The 17,559-nt window shown below is 71.8% G+C and carries 14 protein-coding genes; 5 read left to right on the top strand and 9 right to left on the bottom strand.

From position 1 onward, the window contains the following. Positions 1 to 135 precede the first annotated feature (135 nt). The 9 genes from ABT336_RS07605 to ABT336_RS07565 form a co-directional block, all read right to left on the bottom strand. Positions 136 to 807 carry a COG4315 family predicted lipoprotein gene (locus ABT336_RS07605; RefSeq protein ID WP_350895699.1) on the bottom strand — a complete coding sequence of 224 codons (672 nt, stop codon included), beginning with the start codon at positions 805 to 807 and terminating at the stop codon, positions 136 to 138. Positions 808 to 1,019: 212 nt separating this feature from the next. Continuing rightward, entirely contained in the window at positions 1,020 to 1,802 is a 783-nt protein-coding gene (locus ABT336_RS07600; protein ID WP_350895698.1) for an anti-sigma factor family protein, read from the bottom strand. Continuing rightward, a complete protein-coding gene (locus tag ABT336_RS07595; RefSeq protein WP_350895697.1) occupies positions 1,799 to 2,488 on the bottom strand; it encodes a sigma-70 family RNA polymerase sigma factor in 690 nt (229 codons plus the stop codon). The genes ABT336_RS07600 and ABT336_RS07595 overlap by 4 nt, the downstream gene beginning before the upstream one ends. A gap of 105 nt (positions 2,489 to 2,593) precedes the next feature. Further along, a complete protein-coding gene (locus tag ABT336_RS07590) occupies positions 2,594 to 3,451 on the bottom strand; it encodes a spermidine synthase (protein ID WP_350895696.1) in 858 nt (285 codons plus the stop codon). After that, positions 3,451 to 4,428: a hypothetical protein gene (locus ABT336_RS07585; RefSeq protein ID WP_350895695.1), complete on the bottom strand. Its 978-nt coding sequence runs from the start codon at positions 4,426 to 4,428 to the stop codon at positions 3,451 to 3,453. Before ABT336_RS07585 ends, ABT336_RS07590 begins: the two co-directional genes overlap by 1 nt. Then, entirely contained in the window at positions 4,425 to 6,899 is a 2,475-nt protein-coding gene (locus tag ABT336_RS07580; RefSeq protein WP_350895694.1) for an AAA family ATPase, read from the bottom strand. The genes ABT336_RS07585 and ABT336_RS07580 overlap by 4 nt, the downstream gene beginning before the upstream one ends. Then, positions 6,899 to 8,047: an exonuclease SbcCD subunit D gene (locus ABT336_RS07575; RefSeq protein WP_350895693.1), complete on the bottom strand. Its 1,149-nt coding sequence runs from the start codon at positions 8,045 to 8,047 to the stop codon at positions 6,899 to 6,901. Before ABT336_RS07575 ends, ABT336_RS07580 begins: the two co-directional genes overlap by 1 nt. Before the next feature lie 18 nt (positions 8,048 to 8,065). Further along, positions 8,066 to 9,814, bottom strand: a complete 1,749-nt coding sequence (locus ABT336_RS07570; RefSeq protein WP_350895692.1) for an ATP-binding protein — start codon at positions 9,812 to 9,814, stop codon at positions 8,066 to 8,068. A 205-nt stretch (positions 9,815 to 10,019) separates the two neighbouring features. Next, positions 10,020 to 10,790 carry a pyrimidine reductase family protein gene (locus tag ABT336_RS07565; RefSeq protein WP_350895691.1) on the bottom strand — a complete coding sequence of 257 codons (771 nt, stop codon included), beginning with the start codon at positions 10,788 to 10,790 and terminating at the stop codon, positions 10,020 to 10,022. 789 nt (positions 10,791 to 11,579) lie between these two features. Between ABT336_RS07565 and ABT336_RS07555 the strand changes: the two genes are divergently transcribed. The 5 genes from ABT336_RS07555 to ABT336_RS07535 all read left to right on the top strand — a co-directional run bounded on the left by ABT336_RS07555 (position 11,580) and on the right by ABT336_RS07535 (position 17,446). Next, positions 11,580 to 12,869, top strand: a complete 1,290-nt coding sequence (locus ABT336_RS07555) for an ABC transporter substrate-binding protein (protein WP_350895690.1) — start codon at positions 11,580 to 11,582, stop codon at positions 12,867 to 12,869. A gap of 190 nt (positions 12,870 to 13,059) precedes the next feature. Next, positions 13,060 to 14,031, top strand: a complete 972-nt coding sequence (locus ABT336_RS07550; RefSeq protein ID WP_350895689.1) for a carbohydrate ABC transporter permease — start codon at positions 13,060 to 13,062, stop codon at positions 14,029 to 14,031. 10 nt (positions 14,032 to 14,041) lie between these two features. After that, positions 14,042 to 14,884, top strand: coding sequence for a carbohydrate ABC transporter permease (locus ABT336_RS07545; protein ID WP_350895688.1), 843 nt, complete (start codon positions 14,042 to 14,044; stop codon positions 14,882 to 14,884). Beyond that, positions 14,881 to 16,314: a GH1 family beta-glucosidase gene (locus tag ABT336_RS07540; RefSeq protein ID WP_350895687.1), complete on the top strand. Its 1,434-nt coding sequence runs from the start codon at positions 14,881 to 14,883 to the stop codon at positions 16,312 to 16,314. Before ABT336_RS07545 ends, ABT336_RS07540 begins: the two co-directional genes overlap by 4 nt. Positions 16,315 to 16,399: 85 nt before the next feature. Beyond that, entirely contained in the window at positions 16,400 to 17,446 is a 1,047-nt protein-coding gene (locus tag ABT336_RS07535; RefSeq protein WP_350895686.1) for a LacI family DNA-binding transcriptional regulator, read from the top strand. The last annotated feature ends 113 nt before the right edge of the window (positions 17,447 to 17,559 follow it).

Genomic DNA, 17,559 nt, shown 5'->3' with positions numbered 1-17,559 from the left:
CGGGCCGACGCCGCTTCCGTGGACGTCCGCGTTGCCGGTGCACCGACGTCCAGGTCCATCCCGCCCCCCGCCGGCTGTCGCGCAGGTCGCCACGGCGACCCGGGACACCGCCGACGAAGGGCGGGGAAGGGGGTGTCAGTACGAGGAGCCGGAGTCGGCGTTCGACGGCGGCTCGACGGCCTTCGGGGTGCCGGTGGGCAGGCACTCCAGGTTCTTCTTGCCGTTGGGCTGCACGGCGAACCAGGTGCCACCGACGCCCTGGCCCTTCCACTGGCCGGCCTTCTTGTCGCCGATGTAGCGGTAGAGCGGCCAGCCGTCGAGGGTGATCTGACGGGTGCCGTCCTGCCGGGTCACGGTGCCTACCTTCTCGTCGGCGACCCCGTCGAGCTGCGGGTTGCCGTCGGTCAGCGCGGGTGGCCAGACCTGGGCGCACTTGTCGACGCAGTTCGACGCGGCCGGGTCGTTGGTGTCCTTGTCGAAGCGGTAGAGCAGGAAGCCCTTCTCGTCGGTGACGACCTTGCCCATCTTGGGCACCGCCTTACCCTTGAGCGCCTGCGTGAGCTTGACGTTCGACGGGATCGGGGCGGACGTCGGGTCAGCGGTCGGGTCGGCGGTGGGAGCCGCCGTGGGCTCCGCTGTCACCTCCGGGGTCGCCCCCGGGTCGGCAGTCGAGGTGGGTTCGGCGGCGGCGACGGCCACCGGCTCGGCGGGGCCGGGGTTCGTCCCGTCGTAGCCTGCCGGAGCGCAAGCCGTCAGTGCGACCATTGCACCTACCGCCACGACGACGGTCCGCTTCAGGTGTGCCACGTGCCCTCCTCATACTTGGTCAGTCGCTGAGTAGTACGCGGGCGAGCGTGTCAAGGTTGAACGCGTCGAGGTGGCCAATGTCACCGATCGATGGTTGAACCGGTTGGCCGTTTCCTGCGTATCAGGGCGCACCTGGCCGTTTGGCCGGAAAAACACCGATCGGCGCCGGCCCCCGTCGTGGGAGGCCGACGCCGATCGCTCGACGCGAACCGTCAGATCTTCACTGTCACCAGGGCGGTCGCCACCCCTCGGTCGCTGATGTTCTGCACCTGCAACTGCTCGATGTCGCCCCGCTCCACCGCGGTCGTGGCACCCAGTACCAACTTCTCCGAGTTGGTGTTGGTGCCCCAGCCGCCCTCCGGCACCGCCCAGGAGGAGATCACCGCCGTCGACCCGTCCCGGCGGACCACAATCAGTCGGCAGTCACGCGGACCGGGCAGCTTGTTCAGGACGAAGTTGACCTGCGTGCCGTACGGCTTGTCCGAGACGTAGAAGGTCGCCTCCACGCCGGTGCTGGCGTCGGTGCCCGCGTACGGGTCGCCCTCGATCTCGTCCCGGCCGCCGAGCCCCGGTCCCGACGCCGACGGGTTCGGGGTGCCCGGCTCGCCCACCGGGGCTGTCACGTTCGGCTGGGCCCCCAACTCCGACGGGGCGCCGCCCTCGGTGACACTGGCGATGCCCACCCCGGTCAACCCGCCGAAGACCACCACCGCCGCCGCCGTGGTGAGGATCTGCCGGAACCGCTGGCGACGTCGCTGGCCGCGTACCGCTGCCAACGTACGGTCCAGCAGCCGGGGATCCGTGGCGGTCTGCTCCATCGCCGTCATCGTCTCGCCGTCGATGTCGGAGAGCATCCCCACCACCGGGACCATCGTCTCCAACTCCGCCGCACACGCCCAGCAGGCGGCGAGGTGCTCCTCGAACCGTTCGGTGTCCTGCTCGTCCAGTACGCCGAGCGCGTACGCCGCGACGTCCATGTGCTCCGTCCGGCTCACTCCGTCACCCCCCTCTCCTGTAGCGCCGTGCGCAGTGCACGAAGTGCGTAGTAGACCCGCGACTTCGCGGTGCCCAACGGCAGTCCCAGCTCCTCGGCCGCCTCGGGCACGGTCCGTCCCCGAAAGTACGTGGCCACCAGGATCTCCCGGTGTGACTGACTCAGCGTACGCAGAGCGTCCGCCACAGTCATCGTCCGCAACACCCGCTCGGTGCTGTCCGCCTCCGCGAAGGCGGTCAGATCCCGGTCGTACGTCTCGGGCGGGCGGGCCTGTTCACTGCGGTGCTCGTCGATCGCGATCCGCCGGGCCACCGTCACCAGCCAGGGTCGCAACGACCCCTGCCCCTGGACGCCCAGCCGGTGCGCGTTACGCCAGGCCCGCAGCAGCGTCTCCTGGACGATGTCCTCGGCGCGCTGCCGGTCACCGCCGGTCAGCCGCATCACGAAGGCCAGCAGCGGACCGGCGTGTTCGGCGTAGAGCAGCCGGATCAACCGGTCCGAGTGACCCGCGTCGTCCGGAGCCTGATGGCGTCCGGTCGTCGGTCGCGGGGTCACCGGGTCATTCTGGCGATCGACCGAACGGGCGTCGACCCCCCGGGTCGAGCGGGAGACCCGGGACTGGGAGCGGGCGGACATCCAGTCCGCCCGGACCCGGTCGCCGTGCCAGCCGGCCGCCACCGCATGCATGCAGACCTCCGGAACGTCCTGTCAGCTCAGTCGGCCCCCCAGCGGACTCCAGTGGACTCCGTCGAGCAGGGCTGCCCGGTGATACGCAGGTGTCGCGCCAGCGGATCAACGACCGGCGGAAAAAAATCCCGAAGGTGGTGCGACCGAGCCCGTGGCGTCCGCGTCGTGCACCACCGAGGTGCCCCCGGCGAACCGGTCCAGCTCCGCACCGGCCACCACCCGGCCCGGGAACCAGTCCCCGGCCGCCCGCCGGGTCAGCTCCGGCACCGGGGGGTCCGTCCGCCCCGCCACCAGCACCAGATTGCCGAACCGTCGGCCACGCAGCACCGCCGCGTCGGCCACCACACAGGCGTACGGCAGGACCGCCCGCACCGTCGTCACCTGCCCCCTGGCGTGTCGCAGCGGTGGCCCGTCCGCCACGTTCGCCAGGTACCACCCGTCCGGTCGCAGCACCCGGGCCACCTCGGCGACGTACTCCACGCTGGTCAGATGCGCCGGGGTACGGGCACCGGCGAACACGTCGGCCACCACCACGTCGAAGCTCGCGTCCGGGGTGGACGCCAACATCGCCCGTGCGTCGGCCACCCGTACCCGGATCCGGAGGTCGGCCGGCCACGGCAACGCCCGGCGGACCAGCTCCACCAGGGCACCGTCGACCTCGCAGACCCGTTGGGTGGAGCCGGGACGGGTCACCCCGACGTACCGGGGCAGGGTCAACGCGCCCCCACCGAGGTGCAGCACCCGCAGCGGTGTCCCCGGCGGGGCGACCAGGTCGAGGGCGGCGGCGAACCGTCGGACGTACTCGAACTCCAGGTGGGTCGGGTCGGCCAGGTCGACGTGCGACTGCGGGGCACCGTCGAGCAGAAGGGTGAACGAGCGTGGCCGGTCCGGGTCGGGGACCAGTTCGGCCCGGCCGGTGTCGACCTGCTCGACCAACCGGTCCGTACCGCGCCGCCGACCCATCAGCGCCCGGCCCGGGCGGCGGCGGTCAACGCCCGGTGCAGCAGCCGGGCGTCGCCCAGCAACGCCCGCAACCGGCGCTCCAACCCGGCGATCGGCACCAGGTTCTGCGGCGCCCGTGGATCCTTGTACGGCGTGGACGCGAACCGGGGGAGCGTCACCAGCGACAGGTCGGCCAGCCCGATCGCCGCCGACTCGGGCAGCTCCGCCGAACACTCCACCCTGACGACCCCCGCCCACGGGGCCCGACTTGCCACCGGCAGACGCAGATACCAGGAATAGCCACCCCAGGCGGTGCCCAGCCGGAACACCGGCGACCGCTGCCCCGACCGCAGCCCGGTCACCACAGAGGTCAGCCGGGCGTCGAGGTACTGGCTGTGCTGGGTCTTGACGTACCCCAGGGTGCGCGGGAGATTGCGCCGACTCCGCAGCGGACCGTCCACCACCAGCAGGTCGCCGTCGGTGCGGGCGGCCCCGGAGACCTCCACCTCCAGGGCGGTCAGCGGCCCCTGGACCGCCGCAGACAGCTTGTTCATCTCCCCGCTGCCCCCCACCCGGTGCACCGGGTACCGGATCCGCCCGGCCACCACCTCCCGCGCCGACGGGCTCGCCGTGAACAACCCCCGGCCCACAGTCGCCCCCGCCAGGCTCGCCGCCCCCCGCACCAGGTCGCAGCGGACCACCCCGGCGGCGTACGAGGCGGCCACCCCGGGGAAGGAGGTCCCGTCCGGCTCCGCCGTCCAGACGCTGGCGTCGATCCGGCGTACCCCGTCGACCAGGAGGACCACGTCCGGTGCCGAGACGTCCCGGCAGACGTCGATGGCCCGCCAGTCCACCACCGGGAGCTCCACTGTGGCGTCGACCTGGGCGCTGCTCGGCGTCGCCGGCCCGGCCGGGGCGGCCTCGAAGGAGGCCCCGTACCCCGGGTCCCAGGAGTCGACGAACAGCTGCGCCCCGGCCGGTTCCTCCCCCGTCGTCACAGCCCGGTCCGTTCGACGCGGGCGGTACGGGCGTCCTTGCGGACCTCGAACCGGACCGGGATCCGTTCGGCCAGGGCGGGTACGTGGGTGACCACCCCGACCATCCGGTCCCCCCGGGCGGCGAGGCTCTCCAGGGTGGCGGCCACGGTGTCCAACGTGGCCACGTCGAGGGTGCCGAACCCCTCGTCGAGCACTATCGACTCCAGGCTCGCCGAGGTGGTGGAGAGCCCGGCCAACTGTTCGGAGAGGGCCAGGGCCAGGGCGAGCGAGGCCTGGAAGGTCTCCCCGCCGGAGAGGGTCCGCACCCCGCGTCGCAGCCCGGCGTCGTGGTGGTCGACGACGAAGAACTCCCCCTTGTCGTGGACCAGGTCGTACTGGCCGCAGGAGAGTTCCCGCAGGATCCGGGACGCCCCGTCGACGAGCAGGTCCAGCGCCTCGGCCAGCAACCACCGCTCGAAGTTGTTGGCCCGCAGGTGTCCGGCCAACGCCCGCGCCAACCGGGCCTCGCGTTCGTGCCCGGCCCGCTGCTCACGCAGCCCGGCGGCCTGCTCACGGCGCTCCACCAACCGACGGTGACCCGCCTCGGCCCGCTCCACGGCGACCGCCGCCACCCGGACCGGATCGTCGTCCGGGGTCAACCCGGCGGCGGCGAGCAACTCGGCGATCCGCCCCTGGACGACCTCGGCCGCCCGGTGGGCCGCGTCGACCGCGGCGGCCCGCTCCGTCCGTTCGGTGTGTCGGCGGGCGGCCTGACCGGCGGCCCACTCGGCGAGGGCCGCCCAGGCGGCGCTCACGTCGTCCCGGTCGGCTGCCGGGGGTGCCAGCCGGGCCAGCCCGTCCCGGGTCGCGTCGAAGTCACGCCACGAGGTCCGCAGCCGTTCCTCGGCCGCGTCCACCGCCCCCCGGGCCCGGCGGGCCGCGTCCCGGCCGGACCCGACCGCGCCCGCCGCCTCGTCCAGGGCCCGGCGCAGCCGGGCGTGCTCGGCCAGGTCGTGCCGGAGCGCCTCCGGGGTGGCGGCCCCGGCGAGCCGGTCGTCCAGCTCGGTCAGCCGGTCCCGCAGCTGGTCGTGGCGGGCCCGGGCGCGCAGCAGCACCCGCTCCAGGTCCCGGGCGGCCACGTCCCGGTCCTGCACCGCGCGTTTCGCCGAGTCGCTCTCGGCACGGGCCGTCTTCCCGGCGGCGACGGCCGCGGCCACCGCCGACCCGGCCGGCAGCGCCGGCACCCGGGACACCTGCTGCTCGCAGACCGGGCAGGGCACACCCGCCGCCAGGTGGGCGCGCAGCGCCGCCGCCTGGTCCGCCGCCTTGGCGTCCTCGTGCGCCGCGAACGCCGCCTCCAACACCGACTCGGCCCGTTCGGCGGCCGTCCGGGCCTGCGCCAGCGCGGCCACCGCCGCCTCGTGTTCGTCCTGGGCCAGGGTGAGCGCCGGGGCCACCTCGGCGAGTTCCCCGGAGATGCGGTCCCGGTCGGCGTAGGCCGACAGCAGCAACCGGGAGGCGCTCTCGTCGCCCACACCGGCCAGCTCACCGCGCAGCTTCTCCTCCCGCTCCTCGGCCACCGTCACCGCCGTCGCGGCCTCCTGGGCCGCGGACCGCGCCGCGCTGACCGCCAGCGCCACCTCGGCCACCCCGTCGGGGGGCCGGACCGCGTCGAGGACGGCCAGGTCGGCGTCGATGGCGGCGAGCGCCGCCCCGGCCTCCCGCTGCGCCGCGCGAGCGGCCTCCCACTCGGGTACGGCGGCCCCGACCGCCCCGGCCAGGTCCCGTGCCTGCTCGACCCGCCCCTGCGCGGCGGCCAGGGCGGCGTCGTCGGTGTCGGTGAGGCCGCCGAGCATCCGGTCGACCTCCTCCAGACGCGCCTCGGCCCGCCCGGCCCGCTCGGTGGCCCGCTTCTGCACCTCCTCGTAGACACCGAGGCCGAGCAGGTTGACCAGGATCTGCTGGCGGGTGGCCGGCTTGGCGTGCAGGAAGTCGGCGAACTGTCCCTGTGGCAGGACCACACAGCTGGTGAACTGCTCGTACGGCAGCCCGACCGCGGCCAGCACCGCCGCCTCCATCTCGGCCGGGGTGCCCGCCACCACCTCACCGAGGTCCTCCGGGCTCAGCCCGGTGTCCAGTTTGGTCACGTCGAACCCGGGTGGCATGAGCTGCAATCCGGCGTTGGCGGTCTTGACGTTGCCCCGGCCGTCCCGCCGGACCACCCGGGTCGCCACGTACCTGTCACCGGCCGACTCGAAGACCAGCCGGACCCGGGCCTCGGTGGCCGACGGGGCGAGGGCGTTGCCCAGTCCCCGGGTCCCGCCCCACCGGGGCACGGTGCCGTAGAGGGCGAAACAGATCGCGTCCAACACCGTGGACTTGCCCGAACCGGTCGGTCCCACCAGGGCGAAGAAGTCCGCGTCGGTGAAGTCGACAGTGGTCGGGTCCCGGAAGACGGTGAAGCCGGCGAGGTCCAGGCGCATCGGTCGCACTACCGGTCGACCTCCTCGAACAGCTCGTCGAACAGCTCCCGGACTCCCTCGTCGGCGTGCCCCCTGCTGTCCAGGTAGTCGGCGAACAGCTCCCGGGGGGAGCGGCCGGCCCGCTGGGCGGTCCGGGTGCCGCTGCCGGGGGCCGGCACCAACTCCGGGTCGATGCGGATCTCCACCGCCGTCGGAAGCAGCTCCTGTACCTGTTCGCGCAGCCCCGCCCGGGGCTGCTCCCGGACGTACACCCGCAGCCAGCCCTCCGGGACGGTGGCCTCGGCCAGCTGCTCCAGGGTGCCCCGGACCGTACGCAGCGGCAGCGCCGCCGTCACCGGGATCTCCCGCACCCGGGCCGCGGTGGTCGGGGTCACCTCCACCACCGTCACCGAGGGGACGTTCTCCTGCTCCCCGAAGTCGACGGCCAACGGGCTGCCGCTGTACCGGATCGGGCACGGGCCGTTGATCCGCTGTGACCGGTGCAGGTGTCCCAAGGCGACGTAGTGCGCGGTGCCGGGGAAGACCGAGGCCGGGACGGCGTACCCGAGGACCGTGTGCGCGTCCCGTTCCCCGCCGCCGACCGCCGCCCCGACCACCGTCAGGTGGGCGGTGACCAGGTGCACCCGACCCGCCTCGTCGAACCCCTCGCAGAGCCGGGCCAGGATCCGGCCCAGGTGGTCGGCGTAGGTCTGGTTGGCCTCGGCGGCGGTCAGGTCGTACATCTCCACCGCCCGGACCGCGTACCGCTGGGACAGGAACGGCAGCGCGGCGACCCGCCACCGCTCGCCGTCGGCGGTGACCCCGTCGACGACGTGGTCGTCCGGGTTCTCCCGGACGCTGCCGCGCAGGGTGATCCCCGCCGCCTCGGCCCAGGGGCGCAGTGCGTCCAGGGCCGCCCCGTTGTCGTGGTTGCCGCCGATGGCCACCACGTCGGCCCCGAGCCGGCGCAGCGCGGTCAACGCCCTGGTGACCAGCCGGGTCGCCTCCGGGGTGGGGGCCGCCGTGTCGTACAGGTCACCGGCGACGATCACCAGGTCGGGGCGCTCGGTGCGGGCGACCTCGATGACCCCGGCGAGGACCTGCTTGTGCTCCTCGGCCCGGGACCGCCCCTTGAGCACCTTGCCGACGTGCCAGTCGGAGGTGTGCAGGATCTTCATCGGGAGGTCACCTGACTACTAGAACGGGATGTCGTCGTCGCTGCCGCCGCCGGAGCCGACCACCGCGAACGGGTCGGTCGTCCCGGTGATCGACCGGAGGGTCTGCGAGGGGGCCCGACCGGCCTCGGAGACCCGGGTGGCCCAGGCCGGGAAGGGGAACTCCAGGCAGAGCGGGACCGGGATGTCCGGCTGGTTGACGAACATCGTCCCCGGCTTGGCCAGCAGGGCCCGCTGCCGCTGGGCGGGCGGGAGGAAACCGTACTCCGGGCGGGACGCCTCGGCGGGGTCCAGCCGACCCACCACCCGGATCGCGGAGTTCGTGACGATTCGCCGCTCCACCTCGCTGGCGGTCTGCTGCGCCCCGACCAGGATGACGCCGAGCGAGCGTCCCCGCTCGGCGATGTCGAGCAGCACCTCCTTGATCGGGGAGGAACCCTCCCGGGGGGCGTACTTGTTCAACTCGTCCAGGACGACGAAGAGCAGCGGCTTGGCGGTCCCGGCCTTTTCCTTGCGCTCGAACTCGCTCTTGAGGGTCACCCCGACCACGAACCGCTGCGCCCGGTCCGGCAGGTTGTGCAGGTCGACCACTGTGACCTGGGCGCTCTCGGCGGTGTTGATGCTGTGCGGGCGTCGGGTGGCGAGGTCGCCCCGGATCAGCCGGGACAGGTCCTTCTTGCTGCCGATCAGCCGCCGGGCGAAGGCGTTGACGGTGCCCAACCCGACAGCGCTGCCCGCCCAGTCGCTCCGGGTCTCGTCGTCGTTGAGCTGCTCCACGATGTGGTCTACCAGGTCGCCGTAGCTGCCCAGGCGCACCCCGTCGATGCTCACCCCGCCGTCGGCGGGCTGGGCGTACCGGGCCAGGTGGGCGGCGACCGAGTGGACCACCATCGTGTACTGCTGGCGCTCGTCGTCGGCGTCGGCGAAGACGTACGGCAGCAGCCGGTCGGCGCAGAACTCCGACAGCGTCCAGTAGAAGCTGTCCACCCCGCTGAGTCGGCTGCTCACGTCCGGGGTGCCGGAGGAGTCGCCGACCCGGGGCGGGGCGTACACCCGGACGTCGGCGAAGGCACCGGCGTCCAGGCCGAGTTTGGCGTACCCGGCCCGGGTGGGTTCGTCGAGGCGGGTGTTGGGATGGTCGAGGAAGAGCAGGTCCTCGCCCTTGACGTTGAAGATCAGCGCCTTGGCGTTGACAGCGTCCCCGCCGAGGACCCCGGACCGGAACACCGAGTAGAGCAGGAAGGTGGCGAAGCTGGTCTTGGTGGCGACCCCGGAGATGCCGGAGATGGAGACGTGCGCCCCCCGGGTGCCGTCGAGGAAGTCGGCGTTGAGGTAGACCGGCACCCCGTCGCGGCCCATCCCCATCGGGATCCGCCGCTCCATCCGGTCGAAGTGCAGCGCCCGGGCCCGGGCGTCCCCCTCGGCGCGGTGCACCACCGCCCCCGGCGAGGGCGGCACGTAGAACTCCGGGTCGACCCGGGTGGTGGTGATCTCGGCGGCCTCCTGGACCATCGCCGGGAGGGTGCCGTCGGCGATGGCGAAGACGTCCGAGTCGAACTGCGCCCCCTCGTGCCGGGCCCGGACCTGGGTCACCACCCCGGCGATGGTCACCGGCTCCCGGTCGGGCAGCTCACGGCGGGTCACCACCACGTCGTCGAGCTGTAGGTAGCTGCCGGGGGCCACCGCCGTCCAGAACTGCAACGGGGTGGCGTCGGCGGTGCCGAGCACCCGGCCGACGCCGCCCGCGCCGTCGAACTCGTCGTCGGTCATCGGGGGACTCCGGTCAGCCGGGTGTCTCGGTCAGCGCACACGTCCTGCATCCTGCCCGAGGAGTGTGACAGGTTGCCACGCGACGTGCCGCCGCCACCGGCAGCGACAGCCGGCACACTGTCGGTGTCGACGGACTCCGGCGGCGGGCGACCCCGGACCGGCGGCGGGCGACCCCGGACCTGTGGTCGGCGGTGCCCTGCAACGGTCAGTCGCGGGCGTACCGGAGCAGGAGGGTGCCGTCGTCGGCGCCGAGGACGTGCCGCAGCGGCAACCGGCGGGGGAGCGTCTTTTCCCCGGCCGTGATCCGTCCCGCTCCCGGACCGGCCAGCAGCGGGGAGACGGTCAGGCAGACCTCGTCGACGAGGTCGGCGGCGGTGAGCGCGCCGAAGAGTCGGGGGCCGCCCTCGCAGAGCACCTGCCCGAGCCCACGGCGGCGCAGTTCGACCAGCCCGGCGGCGAGGTCCACCCGGTCGGTGCCGCACCGGAGGAGGTCGACGACGTCGGTCAACCCGGGGGGCGGCACTGCGGCGTCGTGGGTGAGCACTATCGGCCGGACCGGGGCGTCGGCGAACGCTGCCTGCCCGGGGTCGAGGGCCAGGGATCCGGAGACCACCACCAACGTCGGGTACGCAGGCAGTCCCCGCTCGGTCCGCCAGGCCCGGCGTCGTTCGTCCAGGCGCAGGGCGCGGTAGCCCTCCTCGCGTACCGTTCCGGCGGCGACCAGCAGACCGTCGCAGAGCATCCGGAGCAGCCGGAAGACCCGCTTGTCCGGCTCGCCGGAGAGCCCTTCGGAGAGTCCGTCCACACTGACCGCCCCGTCCAGACTGGCCACGAAGTTCATCCGCAGGCGCGGTCGGTCGGCCCGTTCGTACAACGCGGTCAGTTCGGTCTGCGACAGCCCGGCGGCGGTACGGGGGGCCGGCGGATCGACCTCGGACGGCGGCAGGAGCCGGTGGATTGCGGTGGGTACGCTCATTCGCCGGCCGGCCCGGTCACCACAGGGGTCGGTACGGGAGTACGGTGCTGGCAGTCACACCAGTTCCGGCCGGGGCACTCGTCGTGCCGCCGTGCCCGGCACGCTCGGCAGATCATGCCGCCAGCCTAGGCCGAGGAAGGACAGGGCCGCATGTCCCGTCAGATCTTTCAGCTGAAGGGGCCCCTGTTCGGGCCCCGGCCGACCCCGTGGCGGATTCTGGTGCCGGGGGGCTGCACCCTGGACCGACCACACAGGGTGGCGGGGTACGCGATGGAGCGGCGGGACTGACCGGTGCGAGCACGATCCGATGGTGGAGGACGTCGTCGTCGCCGACCCCGACGAGGGGCGTCCGAACGGGCCCTGCGGGGCCGTTCGGTGCCCCCGGCGTCACCTCCCGACTGGTGGGACGGTGGCGCTGGGTGGGTGGCTTACCTACCGCCGGTACGGCCCGACCTGATCGCGCAGACGGGCAGGCTTCGGTGCCCCGCAGCCGTCTTTTCGTCTGTCTGGGGCGACGTATTGCCTGCTCAGATCGGTTGTGGCAGGGGTCGGGGAGGTTCTGCCGGGGGTGGCCCCGTCCGGGTCGGCGGTAACGATCTGGGAACGCTGCAAACGGTCTATTGACACTCCTGTAACCCCCCGGCAGTCTCATGGGAGCGCTCCCGGTGCTCGCGGATCCAGCGAACCGGGGCACTCGAAGACGGTCCGGCCCTCCGCCGGGCCCGGCTTCGCGAGCAGCACACCCCACCACGGAAACCCACTGCCTCACCACCGAAAAGAGGGGTCAGGATGAGCGTCACCACGCGGCGCAACCGCATGGCCGTCGCCGCCCTTGCCGCGATCACCGCACTGGGCGGTCTCACGGCCTGCGGCAACGACGAGAGCTCGACCACCGCCGACGGAAAGCCGGCCAAGCTGGTCGTCGACACCTTCGGCGAGATGGGCTACGACGAGCTCGTCAAGCAGTACGAGAAGGAATCCGGCATCAAGATCGAGCTGCGCAAGACCGCCCAGCTCGGTGACTACCGCCCCAAGCTGGTCCGCTACCTCGCCACCGGCAAGGGCGCGGGCGACGTGGTCGCCCTGGAGGAGGGCATCCTCAACGAGTTCAAGGCCAACCCGCGTAACTGGGTGGACCTGCAGCCGTTGGTCGCCGACCACTCCACCGAGTACCTGCCCTGGAAGTGGGAGCTGGGCAAGGCCCCCGACGGCCGGCTGATGGGTCTGCCGACCGACGTCGGCAGCCTCGCGGTCTGCTACCGCAAGGACCTGTTCCAGGCCGCCGGTCTGCCGACCGACCGGGACCAGGTCACCGCCCTCTGGCCGGACTGGAACGGCTTCCTCGCCGCAGGCAAGAAGTACAAGGCCGGCAGCGGCGGCAAGGCCCTGATCGACTCGATCACCGCGGTCTCCAACGGCGTGTTGTTCCAGCAGGGCACCGACCTGTTCTACGACAAGGACAACAACGTCATCGCGGACAAGAGCCCGGCGGTCCGGGCCGCGTGGGACACCGCGACCTCGATGAGCGAGATCTCCGCCAAGGCCCAGACCTGGTCGCCCGAGTGGTCGGCCGGCTTCAAGCAGGGCAGCTTCGCCGCGACCTTCTGCCCGTCCTGGATGCTCGGCATCGTGGCGGACAACTCCGGTCCGGCCAACAAGGGCAAGTGGGACGTCGCCGGCGTGCCGGGCGGCGCGGGTAACTGGGGCGGCTCCTGGCTGTCCGTGCCGGAGCAGAGCGCCCACCAGAAGGAGGCCGCGAAGCTGGCCGAGTTCCTGACCAGCTCCAAGAGCCAGGTCGAGGCGTTCAAGCTCAAGGGCCCACTGCCCACCAACCTGGAGGCCCTGAAGAACCAGGACTTCCTCAGCTACACCAACGAGTACTTCAGCGGGGCCCCCACCGCCAAGATCTTCGGTGAGAGCGTCGCCAACATCAAGCCGGTCCACCTGGGTCCGAAGCACCAGGCGGTCAAGGAGAACGCGCTCGAGCCGGCCCTGCGGTCGTTCGAGAACGGGCAGGCCAACAAGGAGAAGGCCTGGGAGCAGTTCACGAAGGACGCCACCACCCAGGGTGCCTTCTGAGTCAGTCCCATCCGGTGGCGTTCGGGATCCTCCCGAACGCCACCGGTCGGTCCCCCCTCCGCGTACCACCCTGAGCGAGGACCCCGGGCCTCGCCGGGAAAGGAACCCCCATGAGCGAGCGCAAGCGAGCCACCCCTCCGGCCGGCGTCGTGGTGTCCCCAGGCCGTACCCACCGCAGTGGAGTGCCGTCATGAGCCTGTCGACCACGACGGCACCGCCGTCGCCAGCCGCCCCCCGGCCCCCCGCCGCCACCTCCGGGCGTGCCAAGGGAAACCTGCTCAACCGCCTGGACCTCAAGTACTCGCCGTACCTCTACATCGCACCGTTCTTCATCGTCTTCGGCGCGTTCGGGCTGTACCCGATGCTGCGGACCGCCTGGATGTCCCTGCACGACTGGGACATGGTCGGCGACCAGACGTTCATCGGGCTGGACAACTACACCCGCCTGATCTCCGACGACTACTTCTGGAACGCGCTCGTCAACACCTTCGGGATCTTCGCCCTGTCGACGATCCCGCAGCTGCTGCTCGCGCTCTTCCTCGCCAACCTGCTCAACCGCACCTTCCTGCGGGCCAAGACGTTCTTCCGGATGGCCATCTTCATCCCCAACGTGGTCTCGGTGGCCGCCGTCGCGATCGTCTTCGGCATGCTCTTCCAGCGTGACTTCGGCATGTTCAACTGGCTGCTCAGCTTCGTCGGGGTCAGCCCGGTCGACTGGGACGCGGGCAGACTGAGTTCCTGGACGGCGATCGCCTCCATGGTCAACTGGCGGTGGACCGGCTACAACACCCTGATCCTGCTCGCCGGAATGCAGGCCATCCCGAAGGACCTCTACGAGGCGGCAGCCCTCGACGGCGCCAGCCAGTGGCGGCAGTTCTGGCAGATCACCCTCCCCATGCTCAAGCCGACCTTCATCTTCGTGGTCATCCTCTCCACGATCGGCGGCATGCAGCTCTTCACCGAGCCCCTCCTCTTCGCCAACGGCGTGATCCTCGGCGGCGACCAGCGGGAGTTCCAGACCCTGGCGATGTACATGTACGAAATGGGCATCACGAACCTGAACACCGCCGGCTACGGTGCCGCCGTCGCCTGGGCGATGTTCCTGATCATCGTGCTGATGTCGTTGCTCAACTTCGTACTCGTCCGCCGCTCGGCCAAGTGAGGAACGACCTGTGACCTCCGCATCCCAGCGCCTGTGGCGCACCAGCCCGCTGACCTACATCGCACTCGTGCTCGCGGCGCTGCTGTCGATCTACCCGTTCTACTACATGATCGTCATCGGTACCCGCAGCCTCGACCAGATCAACGACGTGCCCCCGCCGATGCTCCCGGGCGGGGAGTTCGGCGCCAACTTCGGCCGGGTTCTCGACAACGACGCCGCCAACTTCCTCACCGGCATGATGAACTCGATCATCGTCTCCTCGGTGGTGACGATCTCGGTGGTGCTGACCGGCTCGCTGGCCGGATTCGCCTTCGCCAAGCTGAAGTTCCGGGGCAGCAACATCCTGCTCCTGGGCATCATCATCACGATGATGATCCCGACCCAGCTCGGTCTCATCCCGCTCTGGGGCATGATGCAGACCCTGGGGTGGTTCGACACCCTCTACGCGGTGACCGTGCCGTTCCTGGTCAGCGCCTTCGGGGTGTTCATGATGCGGCAGTACGCCAGCCAGGCCATCTCCGACGAGCTGATCGAGGCCGGTCGGGTGGACGGCGCGAGCACCTTCCGGATCTACTGGAACATCGTGCTGCCGGCGCTGCGTCCGGCGGCCGGTGTGCTGGGTCTGCTCACCTTCATGGAGACCTGGAACTCGTTCCTGTGGCCGTACGCGATCCTCACCCCGGAGAACCCCACCCTCCAGGTGTCGCTGTCGTTCCTGTCGTACGCCTACTACACCGACTACTCGCAGGTCTTCGCCGCCACGGCGATCGGCACCATCCCGCTGGTCCTGGTCTTCCTCATCTTCGGTCGCCAGATCATCGGTGGGATCATGGAAGGCGCCGTCAAGTCGTGAGCAACCCGGCACCGTCGCCCGGGGTCGGCGTACTCGACCAGGGCGCAGAGTTGACCTTCCCGTCCGGCTTCCTCTGGGGAGCCGCCACGGCGGCGTACCAGATCGAGGGGGCGGCGACCGAGGACGGTCGGGGCCCGTCGATCTGGGACACCTTCAGTCACACCGAGGGCACCGTGGTGGCCGGGCACACCGGCGACGTGGCGTGCGACCACTACCACCGGCTCGCCTCCGACGTCTCGCTGATGGCCGACCTGGGTCTGAAGTCGTACCGGTTCTCGGTCTCCTGGCCCCGGGTGCAGCCCACCGGGTCCGGCCCGGCCAACGCCAAGGGCCTGGACTTCTACCGTCGCCTCGTCGACGACCTGCTCGCCAGCGACATCGAACCGTGGTTGACCCTCTACCACTGGGACCTGCCCCAGCGGCTCGAGGACGAGGGCGGCTGGCCGGCCCGGGACACCGCAGCCCGGTTCGCCGACTACACCCGGCTGGTCGTCGACGCCCTCGGTGACCGGGTGCGGCACTGGACCACGCTCAACGAGCCGTGGTGCTCCGCCTTCCTCGGGTACGGCTCGGGGGTCCACGCCCCCGGCCGCACCGACTCGGCGGCGGCCGTCCGGGCGGGTCACCACCTGATGCTCGGTCACGGACTCGCGGTGCAGGCGCTGCGGGCCGCCCGCCCCGAGGCACAGGTCGGCGTGACCGTGAACCTGTACCCGGTCGACCCGGCCACCGACTCGCCGGAGGACGTCGACGCCGCCCGACGGATCGACGGGTTGGCCAACCGGTTCTTCCTCGACCCGCTGTTGCGTGGTTCGTACCCGCAGGACGTCCGCGACGACCTGCGCCGGATCTGCGACTTCGGCCACGTCCGCGAGGGTGACCTGGCCGTCATCGCGGCCCCGCTGGACCTGGTCGGGATCAACTACTACAGCCGACACGTGGTGGCCGCCGGGCCGCCGGAACCGGCCTCGTCCGGTTTCGTCTCCGGCTCGACCTGGCCGGGCAGCGAGGACGTCCGGTTCGTCAGTCGGGGTGTGCCGGTGACCGACATGCAGTGGGAGATCGACGCCCCCGGCCTCGTGGAGACGCTGCGCCGGGTGCACGAGGAGTACACCGACCTGCCGCTCTACGTCACCGAGAACGGCTCGGCCTTCGTCGACACCGTCGTCGACGGCCGGGTGGACGACGTCGACCGGGTGGCCTACTTCGACGCGCACCTGCGGGCCGCACACGCCGCGATCAGCGCGGGGGTGCCCCTGGTCGGCTACTTCGCCTGGTCACTGATGGATAATTTCGAGTGGGCCTGGGGATTCACCAAGCGGTTCGGCATGATCTACGTCGACTACGACGACGATCAGGCGCGGATCCCCAAGTCCAGCGCCAGGTGGTACGCCGAGGTGATCCGACGCAACGGTCTGGCCGCACAATAGGCGAGGGCCAGCCAGTGGCGGGCGGCTCCGGCGCCTCTCCCAGCTGGGGTGACGCCGGAACCGCCCGATGTCGGAGGAGCAGACCATGACTACGCAGCGCACCCGGTCACTCGGGCGCCCGACCCTCGACGCCGTCGCGGCCCGTGCCGGCGTCGGCCGGGGGACGGTGTCCCGGGTGGTCAACGGCTCACCCCAGGTGAGTCCGGAGGCCCGGGCCGCGGTGCAGCAGGCCATCGCCGAGCTGGGGTACGTCCCCAACCGTGCCGCCCGGGCGCTGGTCACCCAGCGCACGGACTCGGTGGCCCTGGTGGTCTCGGAGTCGGGGGACCGGGTCTTCACCGAGCCCTTCTTCGCCGCCATCGTCCGGGGGATCAGCTCCGGCCTGCTGGAGACGCCTATGCAGCTCTGGCTGGCCATGGCCCAGTCCCCGGTCGAGCGGGAACGCGTCGAGCACCACCTCACCAACCAGCACGTCGACGGGGTCCTGCTGCTCTCGCTGCACGACGCCGATCCGCTGCCCACCCTGCTGGAGGAGCGCGGCCTGCCCACAGTCCTGGGCGGTCGGCCGGCGCGGATGCTCCACCCCGCCGCGACCCCCGGCTGGTACGTCGACGTGGACAACGTCGGCGGTGCCCGACACGCCGTGGAGTACCTGGTCGACCAGGGGCGACAGCGGGTCGCCACGATCGCCGGCCCGCAGGACATGGGGGCCGGGCTGGCCCGGTTGAGCGGGTACCGGGAGGCGGTCAAGGCCGTCGGCACCGGCCTCAACCCCGACCTGATCGCGTACGGCGACTTCAGCGAGGGCAGTGGTGCCGCCGGCATGCGGCGGCTGCTGGAGCAGTGCCCGGACCTCGACGCGGTCTTCGTCGCCTCCGACCTGATGGCCTTCGGCGCGCTGCGGGCGTTGCGGGAGGCCGGTCGTCGGGTCCCGGAGGACGTCGCGGTGATCGGTTTCGACGACGCGCCGGTGGCCCGGCAGGCCGAGCCGCCGCTGACCACAGTCTTCCAGCCGATCGAGGAGATGGGCCGCCAGATGGCCCTGCTCCTGGTCGCCCGGATCCGGGGCGAGGAGGTCACCTCCCCGCACGTCCTGCTGGACACGCACATGGTGCGACGGGCCTCCGCCTGACCCGGTCGCCGGTGACGGTCGGTGCGGTCCGCCCGACCCGGTCGGCGGGGACGGTCGGTGCGGTCCACCCGACCCCGTCGGCGGTGACGGTCGGTGCGGTCCAGCATCGGCCG

This window comes from Micromonospora sp. NPDC000207 (assembly GCF_040300925.1).
In the GTDB taxonomy this organism is placed as follows: Bacteria; Actinomycetota; Actinomycetes; order Mycobacteriales; family Micromonosporaceae; genus Micromonospora.
This window is presented reverse-complemented; position numbering and strand designations above follow the sequence as displayed.

What these genes read in the sequence shown, in the direction of transcription:
- ABT336_RS07550 (WP_350895689.1), top strand. Translation starts at nt 13,060, where the DNA reads ATGAGCCTGTCGACCACGACGGCACCGCCGTCGCCAGCCGCCCCCCGG.
- ABT336_RS07535 (WP_350895686.1), top strand. Translation starts at nt 16,400, where the DNA reads ATGACTACGCAGCGCACCCGGTCACTCGGGCGCCCGACCCTCGACGCC.
- ABT336_RS07555 (WP_350895690.1), top strand. Translation starts at nt 11,580, where the DNA reads ATGAGCGTCACCACGCGGCGCAACCGCATGGCCGTCGCCGCCCTTGCC.
- ABT336_RS07575 (WP_350895693.1), bottom strand. Translation starts at nt 8,047, where the DNA reads ATGAAGATCCTGCACACCTCCGACTGGCACGTCGGCAAGGTGCTCAAG.
- ABT336_RS07595 (WP_350895697.1), bottom strand. Translation starts at nt 2,488, where the DNA reads ATGCATGCGGTGGCGGCCGGCTGGCACGGCGACCGGGTCCGGGCGGAC.
- ABT336_RS07565 (WP_350895691.1), bottom strand. Translation starts at nt 10,790, where the DNA reads ATGAGCGTACCCACCGCAATCCACCGGCTCCTGCCGCCGTCCGAGGTC.
- ABT336_RS07570 (WP_350895692.1), bottom strand. Translation starts at nt 9,814, where the DNA reads ATGACCGACGACGAGTTCGACGGCGCGGGCGGCGTCGGCCGGGTGCTC.
- ABT336_RS07590 (WP_350895696.1), bottom strand. Translation starts at nt 3,451, where the DNA reads ATGGGTCGGCGGCGCGGTACGGACCGGTTGGTCGAGCAGGTCGACACC.